This window comes from Chromohalobacter sp. HP20-39 (genome assembly GCF_033052815.1).
Taxonomy (GTDB): Bacteria; Pseudomonadota; Gammaproteobacteria; order Pseudomonadales; family Halomonadaceae; genus Chromohalobacter.
Map to the genome: position 1 here is coordinate 43,377 of NZ_JAWHTP010000003.1, position 18,482 is coordinate 61,858.

Annotated in this window: 22 protein-coding genes and 1 pseudogene; 16 read left to right on the forward strand and 7 right to left on the reverse strand. The window is 54.4% G+C overall.

Features of this window, described 5'->3' with window-relative positions; translation table 11 throughout:
- The first annotated feature begins 50 nt into the window (after positions 1 to 50).
- The 5 genes from RVY79_RS06615 (at position 51) to RVY79_RS06635 (ending at position 3,284) form a co-directional block, all read left to right on the forward strand.
- Entirely contained in the window at positions 51 to 677 is a 627-nt protein-coding gene (locus RVY79_RS06615) for a DUF5343 domain-containing protein (RefSeq protein ID WP_317463285.1), read from the forward strand.
- Between the two features lie 2 nt (positions 678 to 679).
- Positions 680 to 1,252, forward strand: a complete 573-nt coding sequence (locus tag RVY79_RS06620) for a Swt1 family HEPN domain-containing protein (RefSeq protein WP_317463286.1) — start codon at positions 680 to 682, stop codon at positions 1,250 to 1,252.
- A gap of 86 nt (positions 1,253 to 1,338) precedes the next feature.
- On the forward strand, positions 1,339 to 1,638 hold the full coding sequence (locus RVY79_RS06625; protein WP_317463287.1) for a hypothetical protein: 300 nt from the start codon (positions 1,339 to 1,341) through the stop codon (positions 1,636 to 1,638).
- Between the two features lie 109 nt (positions 1,639 to 1,747).
- Positions 1,748 to 2,848 (forward strand): DUF4236 domain-containing protein, encoded by a 1,101-nt coding sequence (locus RVY79_RS06630; protein ID WP_317463289.1) that lies wholly within the window; start codon positions 1,748 to 1,750, stop codon positions 2,846 to 2,848.
- A 46-nt stretch (positions 2,849 to 2,894) separates the two neighbouring features.
- Complete coding sequence (locus RVY79_RS06635; protein ID WP_317463290.1) at positions 2,895 to 3,284, forward strand: VOC family protein; 390 nt, start codon at positions 2,895 to 2,897, stop codon at positions 3,282 to 3,284.
- A gap of 240 nt (positions 3,285 to 3,524) precedes the next feature.
- Here the strand turns inward: RVY79_RS06635 and RVY79_RS06640 are convergent, their stop codons facing one another.
- On the reverse strand, positions 3,525 to 4,259 hold the full coding sequence (locus RVY79_RS06640; protein ID WP_317463291.1) for an SDR family oxidoreductase: 735 nt from the start codon (positions 4,257 to 4,259) through the stop codon (positions 3,525 to 3,527).
- Between the two features lie 94 nt (positions 4,260 to 4,353).
- Between RVY79_RS06640 and RVY79_RS06645 the strand changes: the two genes are divergently transcribed.
- The 10 genes and pseudogenes from RVY79_RS06645 (at position 4,354) to RVY79_RS06690 (ending at position 11,336) form a co-directional block, all read left to right on the forward strand.
- Complete coding sequence (locus RVY79_RS06645; RefSeq protein WP_133697208.1) at positions 4,354 to 4,719, forward strand: winged helix-turn-helix transcriptional regulator; 366 nt, start codon at positions 4,354 to 4,356, stop codon at positions 4,717 to 4,719.
- Between the two features lie 464 nt (positions 4,720 to 5,183).
- Complete coding sequence (locus RVY79_RS06650) at positions 5,184 to 5,684, forward strand: hypothetical protein (protein WP_317463292.1); 501 nt, start codon at positions 5,184 to 5,186, stop codon at positions 5,682 to 5,684.
- A 36-nt stretch (positions 5,685 to 5,720) separates the two neighbouring features.
- Positions 5,721 to 6,506 carry a hypothetical protein gene (locus tag RVY79_RS06655; protein WP_317463294.1) on the forward strand — a complete coding sequence of 262 codons (786 nt, stop codon included), beginning with the start codon at positions 5,721 to 5,723 and terminating at the stop codon, positions 6,504 to 6,506.
- Positions 6,507 to 6,606: 100 nt separating this feature from the next.
- The gene (locus RVY79_RS06660) at positions 6,607 to 7,653 is read left to right on the forward strand and encodes a hypothetical protein (RefSeq protein WP_317463296.1); all 1,047 of its coding nucleotides are present in this window, start codon (positions 6,607 to 6,609) and stop codon (positions 7,651 to 7,653) included.
- Positions 7,654 to 7,751: 98 nt separating this feature from the next.
- The gene (locus RVY79_RS06665; protein ID WP_317463298.1) at positions 7,752 to 9,119 is read left to right on the forward strand and encodes a hypothetical protein; all 1,368 of its coding nucleotides are present in this window, start codon (positions 7,752 to 7,754) and stop codon (positions 9,117 to 9,119) included.
- Positions 9,120 to 9,170: 51 nt separating this feature from the next.
- Positions 9,171 to 9,725 carry a hypothetical protein gene (locus RVY79_RS06670; protein ID WP_317463300.1) on the forward strand — a complete coding sequence of 185 codons (555 nt, stop codon included), beginning with the start codon at positions 9,171 to 9,173 and terminating at the stop codon, positions 9,723 to 9,725.
- 162 nt (positions 9,726 to 9,887) lie between these two features.
- Entirely contained in the window at positions 9,888 to 10,046 is a 159-nt protein-coding gene (locus RVY79_RS06675; RefSeq protein WP_317463301.1) for a hypothetical protein, read from the forward strand.
- 150 nt (positions 10,047 to 10,196) lie between these two features.
- Entirely contained in the window at positions 10,197 to 10,577 is a 381-nt protein-coding gene (locus tag RVY79_RS06680; protein ID WP_317463303.1) for a VOC family protein, read from the forward strand.
- A 5-nt stretch (positions 10,578 to 10,582) separates the two neighbouring features.
- Positions 10,583 to 10,707: pseudogene (locus tag RVY79_RS06685) on the forward strand (type II toxin-antitoxin system prevent-host-death family antitoxin); the annotation flags it as partial.
- A gap of 152 nt (positions 10,708 to 10,859) precedes the next feature.
- On the forward strand, positions 10,860 to 11,336 hold the full coding sequence (locus tag RVY79_RS06690) for a YbhB/YbcL family Raf kinase inhibitor-like protein (protein WP_317463305.1): 477 nt from the start codon (positions 10,860 to 10,862) through the stop codon (positions 11,334 to 11,336).
- Positions 11,337 to 11,438: 102 nt separating this feature from the next.
- On the opposite strand, the gene RVY79_RS06695 is transcribed toward RVY79_RS06690, so the two are convergent.
- From RVY79_RS06695 to RVY79_RS06720, 6 genes are all read right to left on the reverse strand, one after another.
- On the reverse strand, positions 11,439 to 12,281 hold the full coding sequence (locus RVY79_RS06695; protein WP_317463307.1) for a nitrilase-related carbon-nitrogen hydrolase: 843 nt from the start codon (positions 12,279 to 12,281) through the stop codon (positions 11,439 to 11,441).
- A gap of 12 nt (positions 12,282 to 12,293) precedes the next feature.
- Positions 12,294 to 13,613: an MmgE/PrpD family protein gene (locus tag RVY79_RS06700; RefSeq protein ID WP_317463308.1), complete on the reverse strand. Its 1,320-nt coding sequence runs from the start codon at positions 13,611 to 13,613 to the stop codon at positions 12,294 to 12,296.
- Between the two features lie 123 nt (positions 13,614 to 13,736).
- Entirely contained in the window at positions 13,737 to 14,618 is an 882-nt protein-coding gene (locus RVY79_RS06705) for a glycine betaine ABC transporter substrate-binding protein (protein ID WP_317463309.1), read from the reverse strand.
- Between the two features lie 97 nt (positions 14,619 to 14,715).
- A complete protein-coding gene (locus RVY79_RS06710; protein ID WP_317463310.1) occupies positions 14,716 to 15,447 on the reverse strand; it encodes an ABC transporter permease in 732 nt (243 codons plus the stop codon).
- A 3-nt stretch (positions 15,448 to 15,450) separates the two neighbouring features.
- Complete coding sequence (locus RVY79_RS06715) at positions 15,451 to 16,632, reverse strand: ABC transporter ATP-binding protein (RefSeq protein ID WP_317463311.1); 1,182 nt, start codon at positions 16,630 to 16,632, stop codon at positions 15,451 to 15,453.
- A 62-nt stretch (positions 16,633 to 16,694) separates the two neighbouring features.
- Positions 16,695 to 17,351, reverse strand: coding sequence for an ABC transporter permease (locus tag RVY79_RS06720; protein WP_317463897.1), 657 nt, complete (start codon positions 17,349 to 17,351; stop codon positions 16,695 to 16,697).
- A 266-nt stretch (positions 17,352 to 17,617) separates the two neighbouring features.
- Between RVY79_RS06720 and RVY79_RS06725 the strand changes: the two genes are divergently transcribed.
- Complete coding sequence (locus RVY79_RS06725; RefSeq protein ID WP_317463312.1) at positions 17,618 to 18,478, forward strand: nitrilase-related carbon-nitrogen hydrolase; 861 nt, start codon at positions 17,618 to 17,620, stop codon at positions 18,476 to 18,478.
- Positions 18,479 to 18,482 lie beyond the last annotated feature (4 nt).

The following is an 18,482-nucleotide window of genomic DNA, read 5'->3' on the forward strand; positions in this document are numbered from 1 at the left end:
AAAACGAGCGCGCTGTCTAATGCCTGTTATATGTAAGAAGGAGAAGCAACGTGGATATTAATGTCCCCTATCTGCCATCCAATAAGAATCTAAATGCGATTCTGGATGCCGCGCAACATGCTGCCGTTCCGGAGAGTTTCTCATATGAGTTTTTAAGGGATTTAGGGTTTACCAGCTCGAACGACAGATCGATCATCAAAGTTCTGAAGTACCTTGGAATGCTTGATGCATCTGGACGGCCTCAAAAGAGCTATCGGGACTTCGTTGATCATACCAAAACGAAATCCGTGCTTGCGCAAAGACTGAAGGCTGCGTATGACGACCTTTATGTCAGTCATAAGAAAGCACACGAGAAATCAGTGGAGGATTTGAAAGGCTGGTTCCGTTCGAAAACAGGTAAAGGCGATGCTGTTGCCTATAAAATGGCCGCAACATTTAAAGGGCTCGCTTCTTATGCAGACTTCACGAAAGAACCGAAAGAGACTGTGTCGCATCCAGAAACAAAACCCGAAAGTGCGTCAAGCTCTGAAGCACCGTCTTCCGAATCAAATGGCGGAAACGGTGGTTTTGGAGGAGGTCTCGGCTTAGTCTATCGCCTGGAAATTCATCTTCCAGATACGCAAAATATCGAAACATATCGTGCGATATTTAAGGCTATGAAAGAAGAGTTGGGGTAAGTATGGAAGACGCTAATAACTTCTTACTGAAAGGCCTTTTTGCTTCCTACTGTATTCGTGATCTTCAAACGAGTGGGGTTTTGCGCACCCCAATCTATAACGATCAAGAAAAAAAAGATCACGACCTGTTTGTTTCGGCATCCGAAACCATTAGACAAGGGTCTTTGTCTATGCAGCGATATTACCGAATGCTCTACGTTTTCGAGAACCTTGTTCGAGAGTTCATAATGAACACATTCGTTGACGTAGATGGGGAGAGCTGGTTTGAAAAACGTGCCACAAAGGGCATGAAGGATAAGTACGACAAAAGAAAGGCTAGTGAAGAAAAGAATCAGTGGCATACGGGACGAAATGAGCATCCTGTTTTTTATCTTGATTTCGGCGATCTAGGAAACCTTCTTACTAACCACTGGGATGTGTTTGGCGATTTTTTCCCTGATCAGGCATGGGTTGCGAGTCGAGTTAGCGACTGCGAGCGGACTCGTAATGTAATTGCGCATACCAATGAGCTGCCCGCGGAAGAAGGGGCTCGGTTGCAGATGCATTTGCAGGATTGGATTAAGCAGATTGGATAAGCACATAACAAAACCATGCAGTTGACGCTCGTTCCTCGCGCAACTGATGGTGGACGTTAGATTTACTTACGAATAAGGAGGCGAGTATGCCGATGGCGCAGTACAAAGAAAAACTTCTGGATGAATTTGAGTCCCGATCTGATGAGTGGACATTCGCAGATTTCGAACGGAGACTTGGCGAGGTCCGGAAAGGTACTAGCTATCATGATGCGAAGGGCATCATTAATGATGCTCATAGTGCAGGCAAGTGGCCGAATACCGTGAAAAGATATTTACTGACTAATTATAGAGCCCATGGAAATGTCAGTTCCGAGTTCAGCGATACCTTCCGCCAGATTTACTCATCTATGACCGAAAGTGAAAAGGAAGCGTGGGGGGTAGAGTGAAATCTAACCAATCGGTCAAGTGGACGCCAAAAGCGTGCCGCTTTGGATTCCCTCCGCTGGCACTCCGACGCCGGTTACCTCAGTGTTAGAAGTATATGGAACAGTGTCAATGGCTCTGTATATCAGAAAAGCGGTAAAGGTCGGACCTTTTCGGTTTAATTTGTCGAAGTCCGGAATTGGTGTTTCCGCTGGTGTAACTGGCCTTCGGCTGGGTACCGGCCCTCGGGGGAACTATATTCACCTTGGGAGGGGTGGTCTCTACTATAGGAAGACGCTTCTTGCCAAGCCCCGGAAACGACCGGCCAATACGGTATCTGATCGCAACGATCCCAAACCCCGACATCCGCCTGCGAACGATACCCACGATTCGCTGCAGGAGATTGATAGCGGTAATATCACGGAAATGGTTGATTCCACCTCAGAGGATCTGGTTGAGGAGCTGAATTATAAAAGAAAGAAGGCGAGGGTCTGGCCGTACGCAGCAATTTGCGGCGTACTAGTCACTAGCTACATTGCATTTAATGAATTTCCTACTTGGGCCGCGTACATTGCAGCGGCTGGATCTGTCGTTGCTATTGGGGCCGCCGTGTACCGAGATGTGGTATCAAAGAGTGTAGTGATGCTGTACGACATTGAAGACCAGTTCCAAGCTACGTATCAATCGCTCCATGACGCCTTTGGTCTTATGGCGAAATGCAAGGGGCGATGGCATATGGAAGCAGAGGGGCGAGTTCGCGATAAGAAGTACCATGCGGGAGCGGACAGTCTTGTTCGTAAAAAGACAATCGGCTTGTCGCTCCGCAATCCACCGTACGTAAAAACTAACGTGACAACACCTTCGATTCCAGTAGGAAAACAAACACTCTACTTCTTTCCGGACATGGTGATGATACTCGAACCCAATGGGGTAGGTGCTGTGTCTTACAACAACCTCTCCATTGAAGTGACTTCCCATCGATTTGTAGAGGATGGAACGGTGCCGAGCGACGCCAAGGTCGTGGATCACACATGGAAATACGTTAACAAGCGCGGTGGCCCAGATCGTCGTTTCAAGGACAACACCCAAATCCCAGTCGCTTTATATGAGGATCTCCATTTCACTAGCCCGACAGGACTGAATGAAAGAATTGAACTTTCTAAGACGGGGGTCGCAGCTCCTTTTGCCAAAGCCATTCAAGATGTTGGAGCCACTAATCGTACATACGGCTAACGCCGACGTTAAGCATCGAGCACTGATCAAACCAAGCGGGTGAACTATGCCTGAAGGCACCACCGTTACGAGGCTGCTTCCGAACATTTGCACTGACAAGATGGAAGAGACCCGCGACTTTTACAAAGAGTTGTTGGGTTTTGTCGTTGGATTCGAGCACAAGGGCTGGTACATCCAGATGGCGTTGCCCGACAAGCCGGAACTGCAACTCGGTATCATGCGTCTCGACCATGAGTTTACCCCCCGGCCTTTCCAGCACCCTGCACAGGGCGTCATCATATCGGTACAGGTCGAAGATGTTGAGGCGACATACGCTACAGTGAAGGCCCGTGGTTTCGAGTTGGCACACGACCTATGCGATGAGGAATTCGGGATGAGGCGGTTTATGGTAGCGGACCCGAACGGGCTACTTGTCAACATGTTCTCGTTTCCATGAGCGCGCGTCCAACAAGTGTATTAAATTTGTTTCAGTCCGACGGGCCTTCACCGAAAGCCTCCACCGGACGCGCCGTTCATGCAAGGCGTTATGTGTAAGGGGAGCCAAAATCCAAGGGGCATATCGATTCTATGTTGATCAATGTAAATGGGGCAGGTTGATTTGTTTTTAACCAAGCTGACTGATTTAGAATCTATTTGACCCCTTTGGAATCATTGCCTCCCGTTCTCCGCCTGGTTCCTAAACCTGCGCGTAGCCCCCGTCAACGAACACCTCGCTCCCCGTCATGAAGCTGCTGTCGTCGGACGCCAGGAACGCCACCGCGCCTGCGGTTTCCTTGGGATCGCCCAGACGCTCAAGCGGTACGGTCCGGTTCATCTCGCTCAGGGCTTCGGATGGGAGCAGTTCCATCAGCTTGTCTGTTTTGGTCGGGCCAGGAGACATGACGTTCACGCGAATGCCGGTGCCCCTGAGATCATGGGCCCAACTGCGCACCAGGTTTCGGACGGCTGCCTTGGAGGCGCTGTAGATGCTCATCGCGGGGGTGCCCATGCTGCCCACCGTGGAACCGGTGAGGATGATGGAGCCGCCGTTCTTCATCAGGGGTAGGGCCTTCTGGACGGTGAAGAGGGTGCCTTTGACGTTGATGTCGAAGATGTAGTCGTAGTGCTCCTCGGTGATCTGTCCCAGGCTGGCGAATTCGCCGACGCCCGCGTTGGCCACCAGGACGTCCAGGTGCCCCTTTTCTTTCTCGATCGTTTCGAAGACGCGGTCGAGATCCTCCGGCTTCGTCACATCCGCCTGGACGGCCCGGGCGTTGGCTCCCAGTGCCTTAGCCGCGTTGTCGAGGACGTCCTGGCGCCGTCCGGTAATGAAGACGAAGGCCCCTTCGTCGATGAGGCGTTGGGCCGAGGCCAGGCCGATGCCGCTGGCTCCGCCTGTGATCAATGCGATTTTACTGTGTAGCCGACTCATGGTTGGGTCTCCATATGTGTTGACTCGATTCGCTTTCACGATATATAAGCCGCTTACAAATGTTCAAGTATGCACCTTTTGGTAAGTACTCGTTATGGCGAAAGAAAACTCAGAAAACCCACGTTTCATTTGCGGCCTGCATGCGACGCTGCATGTGATCTCCGGGAAGTGGAAGCCGCTGATTCTGTTCTTTTTAGACAAGGGACCGACGCGTTACGGCGAGCTCAAGCGAAGCGTCCGGGGCGTGAGCGACAAAATGTTGATCCAGCAGTTGAAGGAGCTCGAGTCCGACGGCATCGTCCAGCGAACCGACTATGGAGAGATCCCGCTGCGCGTCGACTACTCGCTGACGCCCTTCGGTGCGAGTCTGGTGCGGGCCATGGAGCCGCTTTGCGGTTGGGGCGAAGAGCACGAAGAAGACATTGCCGCGGCGATGGACCGCCGGAAAACCAGCCGGTAGCAAGCAAAGCGCAGTGACCAGGAAACCGCCCAGTTCCGCTTCTCCTCCTGAACCATCCGCACGGCTGAACCCCACGCCCGCGCCGCTCACTTGGCGCGGGTGTTTTTGTGTCTACGCCTTTCGTGCAGCGGTATGTTAATCGACGTTAAATTAAGCTAGGTCAAGTATTGTTTGGTGCTGCCGATACAACCTAATGAACCGGGTGGTGGAGCGTTCAGTGCTTTGCATGGCGGTAGCGTGGCTCACACGGCAGCGGGGCAGGGGATCGTGTTGGTCCCAAGGTGATAGAGCCGGCAAAAGCAGCAGGCACGCGAATTCTGCATAACGCGTCGAACTATTCTTGGTGTATTTTAAAATCAATGGGTTAGGTTTTAAAGATCGTGCTAGATAAGGTTTGTTGAACTCGGCTGCTCGTTCAAGTGGGGAAATGAGCGTGCCATCTAATACGCTGTTAGGCGAAAGAAATGGACCACGAGACGAAAATGTTAATAGCTGTAATTTCCGCAAGCGCGGCGATAGCGGGTGCAATTGTATCCCAAGTCATAGCATTGCTTCGTGAGTATTTAGAGAAAAAGCATAATCGCCGTATTCTGCTTAGAGAAAAATACGAAGAGTTGGCGTATCTTGTTACGGAAAGTCAAGATTGGCTGAACGAGCAAATGAATGCATCGTCTTTGCATGTTCTCAGAAGCGCTCACCCCGCGGCGGCAAGGAAAGCTATGGTGTTGTCTCATATCTACTTCCCCAGGCTCCACAGCGTTTGCGAAGACTACTTGAACTCTTTGGCAAAGTTTCAAATAATGCTCATAGAGAATCACGAGTTCCACCCTGATTATGATGCCGGAACTCAGGCTGCGCATAAAAACCCAGAAGCTTTAGAGCAAGCGGCGTCACATGTTCACAGCTGTCGCCAGACACTCGATGAATTCATCATAAAATATGCATCTCGGTATGCAAATGCCTAATACGCTGTTATAGCTGTAGAGTAGAAAGGACTTACTGTGTCGAATAAATCTTGGATAAGATTAGCATTTGAAGCAATTCCCTTTCATGATTTTGCTGAAAAGATCTGCCACTTCGTTCGTAGGCCAGAGATCAGTGGAGAGAGTTTAGAGGATTCATCGCTACGCTATTCCGGCCAGAATTTTATAGCGTCATTGTTCCTTGTGACCGCGGTCGTCGCCTTCGTTCAATATTTGCTTCCTCAACTATTCGAAATTGATCTTGGTCAGCTAATTAATCCACTCTATCTGACTATGCTCTTGGCTATTCAAGCAATCGTATTTTCACTTATTCTTGGAGTTATAAGCTCTATTTCACTTTTACCCAAAAAACCAACCTTTCACCACTTAATTTTCCATCAAACAATTCAGGCCTATGCAGTCCTGAACTTGGTAGTCGTTGTTTTATTTTGGATGGGAATGAACCGAGTTTTGACAACAGGTGATCCACAAGAGGCTTCAAGTCAACTGGGTTTATGGATAGGTGGTGGACTTGGTTTATTCGCTTTTTGGTTAATCTGGCGCTTGCTTGTTAAGCCACTTTGGCGATACATGGCTAATCATTACACGACAAAAATTGCTGTAGGGGTAACTGCCATAGTCTTGGCGTCTTCCTCTTGGACTAACTCCTACGTTTTCTTTGGTTTTGGCGATCTTGTGATCAACAAGGCAGCGGTCTGCAAACAGCTTTACGAATCCAAATTGCTGCGAGGGGAGCTAGATCCGTCTGTGGATGAGCAATTTTTTGTGGGCCATTGTATGGATCTAAACCTCAGTGAGCCATAACCAGGGGCTGTAGCGGACCGCTTTTCTGGCATGGTGCGCCTCCAAATCGGGCGCTGAGCCCAGGCGTTAGTTTTCGAGAAGGTAGCGAGATGGTAGCCGAATGATGCTGACCAAGTATGCAATTGAAAAAATGGGGTTCACTGAGCATCCGGAGTCTGATGAGTTGGAAATCAGTTTCGGAATCATCAAGGCTTACTCGCTAAGAGACTTGGTGTTCGAGAAAGATTCTAAGCTAAAGCAGTCACAAGTCCCTTCGTTCGGCACTAATTGCACTTCAGTGATTGGTCAGTCCATTAATGAGGCCTGTAAATTGCTTACCGAGGATGATTTCACTGACGACGAGGAAAAATGGCTTTCTGACAACAAGGTGTCGCCGCCATTCCTTTTAATTTATTTTTGGGAAAGTGAATCTCGAATGTTGCGGGGCGGATACCGTCAAGAAAAGGATGGCAGCATTGTGACTTACGATGCCTTCCCAGAGGTAATGGTTGAGATCCAAAACTGGGAACACGAAGTCGAACTCAGAATCATTACGGCACTAACCGTACACCTTTCTACTCTCGAACGGCAAGTTGAGATAGTTCCTGTTGCGAGACATATTTTTGGAACAACGCATCAAGGGGGTAAAGTATATGATATTAAGGTCACGGGCAGCGCTACGCTAAGTGTGTCTTCTCCTAAGAGCGCTGAAGCCATGAACCAATCGTTAGCTGAGGCAGTGAAGCTGTTTGGTGATCTAACAAAAGACTCGAGCCGTCATTTTTACGCCGCTCTGAATGAAATTGACAGATTGAAAAAGTTTTTGGGGTATTTCTTATTCATTGAAAGGCTGACACATCGCACCTTCAAATCTCTAAGCTATGAAGGGAACGCCAAGCAACTATTTCACAGCCAACAGCGACTGGAAAAATCGGCGGAGGGATTTTTCTCAACCATTTTCTCTGAATCCAAAACACTCACGCAACGATTTCATTGGTGTGCGATGTTGGCCTGGAACCAGATAGATGATCAAGTTATAAAACACTTCATAGGAATGAAGAAAGTGCGAGATAGGCTGGCGCATGGTGAACACATTGACGAGTCAGATTTACCAGTTGAAAAGGCCAAAACGCTCGGACTCAAATTGCTCGGCGCGAAAGAAAACTAACCAGGTCAGTCACTGCGACGCCTACTACATTGCGGCTTCGCCTCCATTCCGTAGCCGCGCGTGCTGAGCGACGTTAGCAGTACTTAAGAAGGGTCGGTATGCCGAAATCAGTAGGACTAATAATTCACTTTGATGAAGATCAGAAAAACTATCTGCTGAGTGAAGAACGGAGGGACCGTAGATTTTCCGATGCATTAAGTGTTCATGACTGGGAGGTTAAACAGGTTCAAGTTGCGTTATTATCCTTTACCGGGCGCACGATTGACTTTATAGCGCTAGCCACAAAAGGAAGTCGAGTGGTTACTGGTAAGTCACGAGTTGAGTTCTCTGATTTAGTTGACTTGGATTCAATCTTCCTTCGTGAATTAGAGGGCTTGCTATCCCCCAATACAAAACTGCACTTTATGAAAAGTTCAACTGGTCGAGGCGGAAGACTACCAGAGAAAACGTGGTTTGAAACTATAGAAGCCATAAAAGAACTCCGTCCAGGCTTGGTTGATGAGATCGCGAGGCTAATATCAATAACCACAGTTTCAAAATACCGATTAAGAGGTGAAGCTGCAGAACTCCTTATTCAGGAGCGTGAGGCTTTGGGTGCATCGCTTGATATTTTTAGTGGGAATAACGAGCTAAGGAAGGACGTCCTTAAGTCATGGGCTCCTAATCTTGATAACGTAGATAATTACGATGACGACGCCATGGAGGCTGATTTAAAACTGCCGCAAGATAGTTTAGTGTCATTTTTATCGGGTATTCCAGAGCGTTATATTCAAGAAGAGTCTGCAATTCAGCATGATCTATTCAATTGGGAGAATGAGAAATCTTCTTTGCATAACATGGGGGTTTCAAAATTCGAGCAAGGAAGTAGAGTTTTAGAAGTTGTTTATGCTAATAAAAATCCTTTAGAGCAAACGCTAGGTGTTGACCTGATCTATTACAACAGGAACTTTCATTCTTTTGTTCTGGTTCAGTATAAGCTGATGAAAGAAAAGAGTGATGTGGAAGGGTTTTGTTATAGGCCTGATGATCAGCTAGATAAAGAAGTAGCCCGCATAGACGATTTCCAAGACAAAGTGAAAATAAAGTCAGATATATCGAGCCACGAAGGATTTAGGCTTAATTATGACGGTTTCCTTTATAAGCTAGTGCCAAATAAGGGTTTGCAGGCCGCGGCGGAAAAGCTAATTGCAGGAATGTACATCACTAACAGTTATATGAATTTTTTACTTGGGAGTAATGGCCCGAAAGGTGAGCGAGGCGGAAGACTTATTACCTTTAAAAATTCACCAAGGTATCTAACAAACACTGAATTTTCTGGAATGGTCAATCGTGGCTGGATAGGCACCAGTTCAGATCAGAGTAATAGTCTTGCTGAATTAATACGTGAGTTTCTTGGAGCTGGTCGGGCAGTTCTGGTGGCAGTGGAAGAGGATACTGCTAACAAGCAAAGGCAGGTGGACGTATAAATGCGCCGCTATTTTGGGCGTTACATGTTCTGTCGAACGTAGGAGGATCAGTTGAAGATTAAGGAAAAACTGAAGAAAACCAGAAGGAGGTCCCTCCTCTCCTACTTGGTTGCCTTTTTGGCAGTTATCTATTTTTTGATGACCGTTTTTAAAGGCCTTTACTTTTGGACTGATGAAAGTAGCTTCAGTCTTGCGCTCAGCATAAAATCTGCAATGAGCTGGGTTATGAATATGACATGGGTATTTCCGATCAGTAGCCTTTGGCAATCAATTCCCGCTGTACCTTTCGAAGGTCGGGGCATTTTGGACCTTTATAAGGTTATCGTGCCTCCAGTGGTCATAATCGGGATATGTGCTCTGTTTATCTCAGACCATATAGCGTTGAGGGCTAGATTTTATGAGCTTAAATCTGAGCTCGAAAAAGAGATTAACCTACGTGAAATGCGAAAAGAGGCTGGTTTGGAAACGGTAGCAGAAAATGCGACTGTCGATGTAGTCATTAGCAACGCAACTAATAGCGACCCTGCGTGGCACGAAACTTGGTGGGGGCGTGTTTTCATAGGTGTCGCAATTGCCCTTATTGTGGCAGCCTTTGGGATTAAGTAGCTGACATGTAATAAGGCGATCAACCGGACGCCAAAAGCGTACCGCTTTTGGTTCCCTCCGCTGGTGCTCCGGCGCCGGTTACCTTTGCGTTGAGGCTGTAGAAAAAACCCGCTGACATCTTGGTTTTGGTAGGATCGGGAAAACAGATGAGGAGTGGTCGGCATGCCCCGCTTCAAGCCCTATAACCACGATCAGAGCGCCATGGTGGTGATCAACTACCAAGATCAGCTCCAGCCCGGTACCTTTGAGCACGCCGTGCACTACCTGATTGAGCACAAGCTAGACTTGTCGGCTTCCATTCCAAGTACGGCCTTTAACTAACTTAAGGGAGAGGCTTTAGTGAATGAATGATGGAATAAAGATAATCGGTTAGGCTGATGGCTGGAAAAATAAAATAAGGCTAAAGTCAGTAGAGGAGGCGCCCCGAAATGGGATTTCTAAGGCCTCATTCAGCATCTGAAGGAGTTGTTTATGCATAAGAGTAGACTGCAGGCACTTGTGATAGATTGTGGAACTGACCAATTAGACGTTGACGCGGCATTCTGGGGTGCGGCACTGGGCTGCAAGGTCTTCAGCTACAATGCGGAGCCGGAGGACGAAAACTACCGGGGGCTCGAAGCCGACCCGTCACAACCGTTGATGCTCGTTCAGAAGGTGAGCCATCCCAGTCGTGTCCATCTCGATATAGAAACCGATGACATTGACGCAGAGGTGGCGCGGTTAGAGCGACTAGGCGCGAAGAAGGTAGGGCAAGTACGTGATTTTTCTATACTGGAAGCACCTAGCGGCCATCGCTTCTGTGTCGTTCCAGTGCAGCGTCCTGATTTCGATGAAAAGGCTAATGTTTGGTAAAAGTAGATGGCCTGATGGAAACAGTCTATCTGCCGCGTTTCCCTGCCAATGCCGAACATCTGAATAAGTCAATTGCGCAATACAAGGCTGGAAAAGTGCCAAGCGGGAGTTGATAGATGGAGATGAATAGTCGCTTGCTCTACTGGATAAAAGAATCAAATCCTGCCGGTATCACTATTGAGGAGGGTTGAATCCTCCACTGTTGCCATCACCTCTTAGGTAGCCGGCGTTGTTGTGGCGCCGGTCCGTTTATTGATCCATCTCGCTTTCAGGGAGGCCTCCATGCCTTTTGCACCGTCCAGCATGCACGTCGAAAGCCCCGCCTTTACGCCGAATGGCGCGATTCCCACGCGGCATTCGGCGGAGGGTGATGATGTCTCGCCGGCCTTGAGCTGGAAGGATGCGCCGGCGGGGACCAAGGGCTTCGCGGTGATCTGCCACGATCCGGATGCGCCGTTGGTCAAGGATGGCAGCTATGGCTACGTCCATTGGCTGCTTTACAACCTGCCGGCGGATGTCACGTCGCTGGAAGAGAGCACGAGGGTGGGCTCCGCCGGTCTAAACGATGGCGGCGCCGTCGGTTACGGTGGCCCCATGCCGCCGCAGGGCCACGGGCCGCATCAGTATTATTTCTGGGTGCTGGCGCTGGATACCCAAACCGAACTGCCCGAGGGGCTGACGCAGCCGGAGCTACTCAACGAGCTGGAGCCGCACATTCTCGGCATGAGCCGGTTGGTGGGGACTTATCGCCGCGACTGAGCAGCTCTCAACAGATTGAAAACTGTCGCGCACTGAACTCGGCGCCTTCCCTTGGGAGGCGCCGAGTGTCGTTTGGGCCCTGGCAATTCGGCGCGTTGCCGGTTAGCGGTGGCCGTTCATCAACTCACGCACCAACGGCGTATCCGCGTTGCGGTGGGTGGGCAGTTCGAAGCGGGCGCGGGCGATGGCGGTGCGTGACAGGGTCGCGTCGATCAGCATCTCGCGATCGTCGGCCACGGCCAGGGTGTCGCCTTGTGGGCCGAGAATGCGCGAGCCGCCCCAGAAGTGGCTGTCGCCTTCGGGGCCGAAGCGATTGGCCATGATCACGGGCGTGCCGTAGGTCATGGCGTAGAACTGCAGGTTGAGGGGCCAGTTGCGCTCGTTGGAGAAGTCGTCGCTGACGATGCCCGATGCCGAGTTGATCGGCGCGCACAGCACGGTGGGCCGGTCCAGCAGGGCGGCGTGTACCAGCCCGGGGTTCCACAGGTCGGCGCAGATCAGCGAGGTCGCCGACCAGCCGGGACACACCGCGAGGTGCGTCAGCTTGTTGCCATGCGTGAACAGCTTGCCTTCTTCTAGGCCGCCGTAGGTGGGCAGGTTGAGCTTGCGGTGCACGGCTTGTAGCTCGCCATGCTGGAGGATCGCTAGGGCGTTGTAGTACTCGCCAGGGCTCGCTTCCTCGACGAAACCGACCACCACTTGCATCTCACCGGCTTCTTGGGCGAGGTCGGCCAAGCGCGGGTCGTGGGCGGGGCAGGCCACGTCGATCACGCGGTTGCCCAGGCCGTAGCCGCTCAGCGAGAGCTCGGGAAAGACCAGCAGCTCGAGCCCTCGTTGGTGGGCCTCGGCGATCCGTTCGCGGTGGCGCTCAAGGTTGGCGTCGACATCGCCGAGGGTGGCGTTGATCTGCGCGGCGCCGACGCGAAGATGATCCTGGTAGTGCATGGTGGCGTCTCGCTATTGTCTGGAAAATGTGGGGGCGCCGAGCAGCGCCAGGAGGTCGCTTGCCGGGCGTGTCTCGAGGCTCATCACCACGTCGTGCAGCCGGGCCGCGCGTTCGCCCAGCACGGGTTCGGCCAGCGCCCAGTACTTGGCGAATATCTCGGCATCCGAAAGGGGCAGGTCCGGATTGCCGCGTGCCTCGAAGTCGGCACTTTCGATGATCTCGCCGCTGTCGAGATGCAGCCGGGCGCGCGCCCAGCGCTCGGCGGGAAAGCGCGCATTGAAGATGTCATCCTCGTGGATTTCCACCTTGCTGGCCAGGGCCTTGAGGTCCGGGGCGTCGAGTTCATCGCTGACACCCGCGACATCCACGGTGCCGCGGCCCAGGGCGCAGGCGACGGGCCAGGGCAGGCTGTATTGGGCTTGCTCGGTGGTGGTCGGGTGCGTCACATGCAGGCGCTTGCCTTCGTGGAAGGTGACAATCTCGATGCGCGCGATGGCGGCAGGGTCGCGTTTCTCGGTGGGCAGTGACAACACGGCTTCCACCGCGGGCTGGGCCCAGCGGCAGACCGGGTAGGCCTTGAAGTATTGCTCGTGGAGATACCAGCGCTGGCCCAGGTCTTGCCAGATAGCGGCCACGTCCGTCGCGGTCACGGTCAGCGCCGGGGCGCCGGTGAAGCCGTCCTCGGCCAGCAGCGCCGCCGAAATCCCCGTCATCGCGCCCCAGCCGGAGCCGTCCTTGAGCATTGTGGGATGATCGATGCAGCGCATCATCTGGCTGCGTGGGCCGTAGAACTCGGCGATGCCGAGGGCATGGTGCAGGGTCTCGACATCGGCCCCGCGCAGGCGTGCGGCCACGGCGGCGACGCCCAGGGCGTTCCAGGCGCCGGAGGTGTGATAATCCGGGCTGGTGGCGTGCAGGGCGATACCCGCGCGGGTGGCGATCTCGTAGCCGTAGGCGAGCAGGGCGAGGAAGTCGTGTCCTGACAGTCCATTGACCTCGGGCAGCGCCAGCAAGCCGGGTAGCAGGGCCACGCCGGCGTGGCCCTTGGTCAGCACCTGGCCGTCGTGGGCGTCGAGCGCGTCGATCAGCCAGGCCCCGTGCAGGGCGACGCCGGTGGGCGAGGCCTGGCCGGCGGCGAACAGCAACGGGCGCTCACCGCCGTGTTGGGAGATCGCGAAGCGCGCGGCCTTGTCGGCAAGCGGTGTGCGGGTGGCGCCGGCCGCCACGCCCAGCAAATCGAGCAGGCAGCGCTTGGCCTGATGAAGCGCTTCATCGCCGAGGCTCGAAAGATCGAACCCATGCATCCAGTCGAGCGGCGTGTGATCGTGCATGGCGGTGGCCTCGAGCGTTGACGGGTGATGAAGGATACGAGGTGCGTAAAAGAAGGCCGCGCAAGAGCGGCCTTCTTACTTAGTGATCGAGTACGGCAAGGAGTAGCCTCGTTTAGGTGCCGATCACAGCAGGTCGTGTTTCTTGAGGAAGTTTGCGGCGACCTTGTCGATGGCTTTCTTGTCGACATCGACCTTGGCGTTGAGCGCGGCCATGACGTCGTCATTCAGAAGCGCCGAGAGTTTGTTCATCTGCTCGTCCAGCTTCGGGTTGGCTTCCAGCGTGTCCTTGCGCACGACGGGGGTCAGTGCGTAGGCCGGGAAGAACTGCTTGTTGTCTTCCAGCGTCACCAGGTCGAAGGCCGGGATGCGTCCGTCGGTGGAATAGGCGATGGACACGTCGACTTCCTTATCGCGCAACGCGGGCAGCGTCAGGCCGAAATCCATCCGCTTGATGTTGGCACGACCGAACTGGAAGCCGTAGGTTTCTTGCAGTGGCCGCAGGCCGTCATCACGGGCGTAGAACTCCGCGTTAGAGGCAAAGGTAAGTGCTTCACCACCGTTGATGGTCTCGGCAAGATCGGAGATCGTTTCGATATCCCGCGCTTTGGCATCGTCGGCACGCATGGTCAGCGCGTAGGTATTGTTGGCGTCGGAGGGTTCGAGCCACACGAGCCCCTTCTCGGCATCGAGTGTCTTGACGCGCTGATACGTCTCTTCGGGGGAAAGCTTCTCGGTAATATTGTTATAGGTAATCAGCGACGTGCCGGTGTACTCCCAGTACAGATCGACCTGGCCGTTTATCTGAGCTTGGCGAAGTATGGCGGAGCCCATGCCGGCGCGTTTCTCGACGTCATAGCCGAGTCCTCCCAGGTATTGGGCGGTCATGTTCGACAGGATGAGCTGCTCGGTAAAGCCTTTGCCGCCGACCACGATCTCGTCGGCCTGGGCGGTGGTCAGAGTGCTGGCCAGTACCGCGCCGGTGAGTAGGGTCATCAAGGTCTTCATGGTGTCACTCCTTTCTTTGATTGTTGGCTATCGTCGACTCTCGTTGATCAATGGCTAGCGCTGAGTGTCGGATCTCAAGCGTGGGTGATGCGTCTTCCTAGGCGCGGCTCGGGTTGACCCCGCGTGGAACGACCAGGAAGGCGGTGATGGCGATGAGCGTGTCGACCGCAATCGCCAGCAGTGCTGTGGGAATGGCGCCCGCCAGCATCATGACGGTGTCGTAGAGGGCGATCCCCGTGAAGATCAGCTCGCCAAGGCCCCCGGCGCCGATCAGAAAGGCCAGCGGCACGGTGCCGATATTGATGGCCAGCGCCGTGCGGATGCCGGCGAAGATGACATACAGGGCGTTGGGCAGTTCGACCCGCAACAGCCGCTGGGTGGGCGACATGCCGATGCCCGCTGCCGCTTCCTTCAGCGCCGGGTTGACGCCCTTGAGCCCTGTGTAGGTGTTGCGGGCAATGGGCAGCAGTGTGGCTACGAAGAGCCCGAACACCGCCGGTACGGTGCCGATGCCCAGAAAGCTCATCGACAGCGCCAGCACGGCCAGCGTGGGGATGGTGGTGCCCACGTTGAGCACCTGCATCATGGACTCGGCGACACGCGCCATGCTGGGGCGTGACAACAGGATCCCCAGCGGGATGGCCACGAGGATTGCCAGGCCCCCGGACATGGCGGTCAGCCACAGGTGCTGCACGATCAGGTACTGGATATCGGGCAGGTAGAAGATGAAGTCGTCGATCATGCCGCTGGACTGGCTCCAGACCCCGGCTAGAAAGACGGCCACCAGCACCAGCAAACGCACGGCGCCAGCGAGGTTCAACGTCGGCATGGCTTACTCCTTGGTGGCCGGTGACGATGCCGCTTCGGCAGCCGAGGCCTCGCTATCGCGCTTGGAATGAGCACGATAGCGCGAGCCCAGATGATGGGTGATCGCCCGCTGGGTGACCTGGCCGACGATGCGGCCGTCGTCGTCGACGCAGGGCACCCAGGTCATGTCGTTGGCGAACATCAGCGAGGCGACCTTGCGCAGGTCGTCGTCGAGGCTGACCACCACCGGCACGCTCTGGTAGTGGTCGCGGCAGTGCCCCTGAGTGGTGCGGGCCACGGCGGCGTTGATGATGCCCACCGGCTGACGCTTGTCGTTGACCATCACGATGCTGTTCACATAGCCGTAAGACTCGATGCGCTGGAGGGCGGTGGCCAGCGTGTCGTCTGGGCGCACCAGGCCGATCTCTTCACTGGCCAGATCGCGCACCTTGACTAGGTTGAGTCGCTTGAGCGCTCGGTCCTCGCCGAGGAAAGATTCGACGAAATCGTTCTTGGGTGCGGCCAGCAATTCGTCGGGTTCCGAGTACTGGACCAGCTTGCCTTCGCGGAAGATGGCGATGCGGTCGCCCATCTTGATCGCTTCGTCGATATCGTGACTGACGAACATGATGGTCTTGTTCAGTTCCTGCTGCATTTTCAGGAACTCGTCCTGAATCACCGCGCGGTTGATCGGGTCGATGGCGCCGAAGGGCTCGTCCATCAGCATCACCGGTGGGTCGGCGGCCAGCGCCCGCGCCACGCCGATGCGCTGTTGCTGTCCGCCGGAGAGCTCGCTGGGATAGCGCTTGAGGAAGACGTCCGGCTCCATGGCGATCATGCGCATCATTTCCCGGGCACGCTCGCGGTACTTGGCCTTGTCCCAACCCAGCAGCTTGGGCACCACGGTGATGTTTTCCTCGATGGTCATGTTGGGAAACAGCCCGATCTGCTGGATCACGTAGCCGATGTTGCGGCGTAGATCCTGGGTATCGAGGCTGGAGGTGTCTTCGCCATTGATGAACACCTTGCCCGAGGTCGGCCGGACGATGCGGTTGATCATCTTCAGGGTGGTGGTCTTGCCGCAGCCCGAGGGGCCGAGCAGGATGCAGATCTCGCCGCTCGGCACCTCCATGCTGATATGGTCGGCGGCGGTCACCGCGCCCTTGGGCGTATCGAAGACCTTGGTCAAGTTGTCGAGTCGAATCATGAAGTTGTCCTTGTCGGGTCGGCAGCCTTTGCAGGTCGACAGAGAATGGCGCGGAGAACGGCTCAGGTCGCAGCGGCTTCGCGTTCCATGCCCTTGGGGGTCAGGCGCTTCTGCAGTGCCAGCAGTGCATAATCGACGATGATCGCCAACACGCTGACGGCCACGGCGCCGAGGATCAGTTGGCGCGGGTCGGACTGGGAAATGCCACGGCTGATGAAGGTGCCGAGCCCGCCGGCGCCGATATAGGCGGCGATCGCCATGACGCCGATGTTGAGCACCACGGCGGTACGCACACCGGCCATGATCACCGGCACGGCGAGTGGAATCTCGACCATGCGCAGGCGCTGGTTCTGGCTCATGCCGATACCGCGAGCGGCTTCGCGCAGGGCCGGGTCGACGTTGTTGATGGCGGTGTAGGTGTTGCGGATGATCGGCAACTGTGAATAGAGCAGCACCGCGATGACCGCCGGCAGGTAACCGATGCCGTGGCCGATAATCGAGAGAATCGGAATCATGATGCCGAACAGCGCGATGGAGGGAATCGTCACGATGATCGAGGCGATGTAGAGCACGGTCTTGGCGACGCGCTCGTTCTTGGTAATAGCGATTCCGATGGGGACGCCGGTCAGGGTTGCGATGCCCACCGCGACACCCACCAGCGAAATATGCTCGATGGTACGGGTCCCCAGCAACCCAAGATTATCGAGAAAATATTGCATTAATTCCACGGGCACGGACCTCGCACTCGCGAACGAGTGTTTTGTTTGAGTGCTTAGAAGTTTCTTATATGAAAGGGTTTTTATAAGTTCGTATTATGTGAAGAGCATAACACGCTCTTCCCGACTGCCCCCTGTTTTGGGCATTAGGATGTGCAATGTTATTCATTTCCAGTAGCAATGGGCATTCAATAGGAAATTCATCGACTTCACCGTATCCTCCTCGACGATAATTCAGTGTTTTAAAGTTTCTTGCAGGAGAACTCATTGTGAGCACTGGCAGGACGAATTACCGGCTCGCCGCCGCCCAGATTCAATGCGCGTTGGCCGATGTCGCGAACAATCTCGAGGTGCATCGTCGTGTCATCGAGGAAGCCCATCGTCGGGAAATCGATGTCTTGGTGTTCCCCGAGCTTTCCCTGACAGGGTACGACCTGGGAACGCGCGTCCCCGAGGTTGCGATGCATCGCGACGATCCGCGACTTGTCCAACTGGCGGATGCCGCCGGTGACATGCTCACCGTGGTGGGCTTCGTCGAGCGCTGCGGTCGCGGCGAATACGCCAACGCCATGGCGTGCCTGTGCGGTGGCCGGGTCGTCGCCGTGCACCGCAAGGTCAATCTGTGTACCTACGGCGGACACGAGGAAGGCAAGCATTTCGGTAAGGGGCAGGCACTCACCGTCGCCGATGCCGACGGTCTCACCTGTGGTGTGATGATCTGCGCCGATCTCTGGAATCCGGGCCTCGCCCACGCGGCCATGCTGGAGCGGCCCGACGTGATGCTGGCCCCGGTTAATGCAGCGACGGGGATGGTCGACGGCGATTTCGATGACGAAGGCAATTGGCTGATCTGCCTGACGTTCTACGCCATGATGTATGCCACGCCGATGGTCATGGCACATCGCTACGGGGCGGAGGGCGACGCCTGGTTCTGGGGCGGCAGTTGTATCGTCGGCGTCGACGGCAAGGTGCTGGCGAGGGCCGAGGACGGCGAGACGCTCGTTAGCGCCGACATCGACACCGACGAGATCGACGCCGCGCGCTTCGCGATGCCGACCCACCGCGACGCCGACACCCCGCTGGTGGCCTCGCTGATGGCGCGGCGGGTCGAGCGCGAGCGGCGCGGCTGAGGCG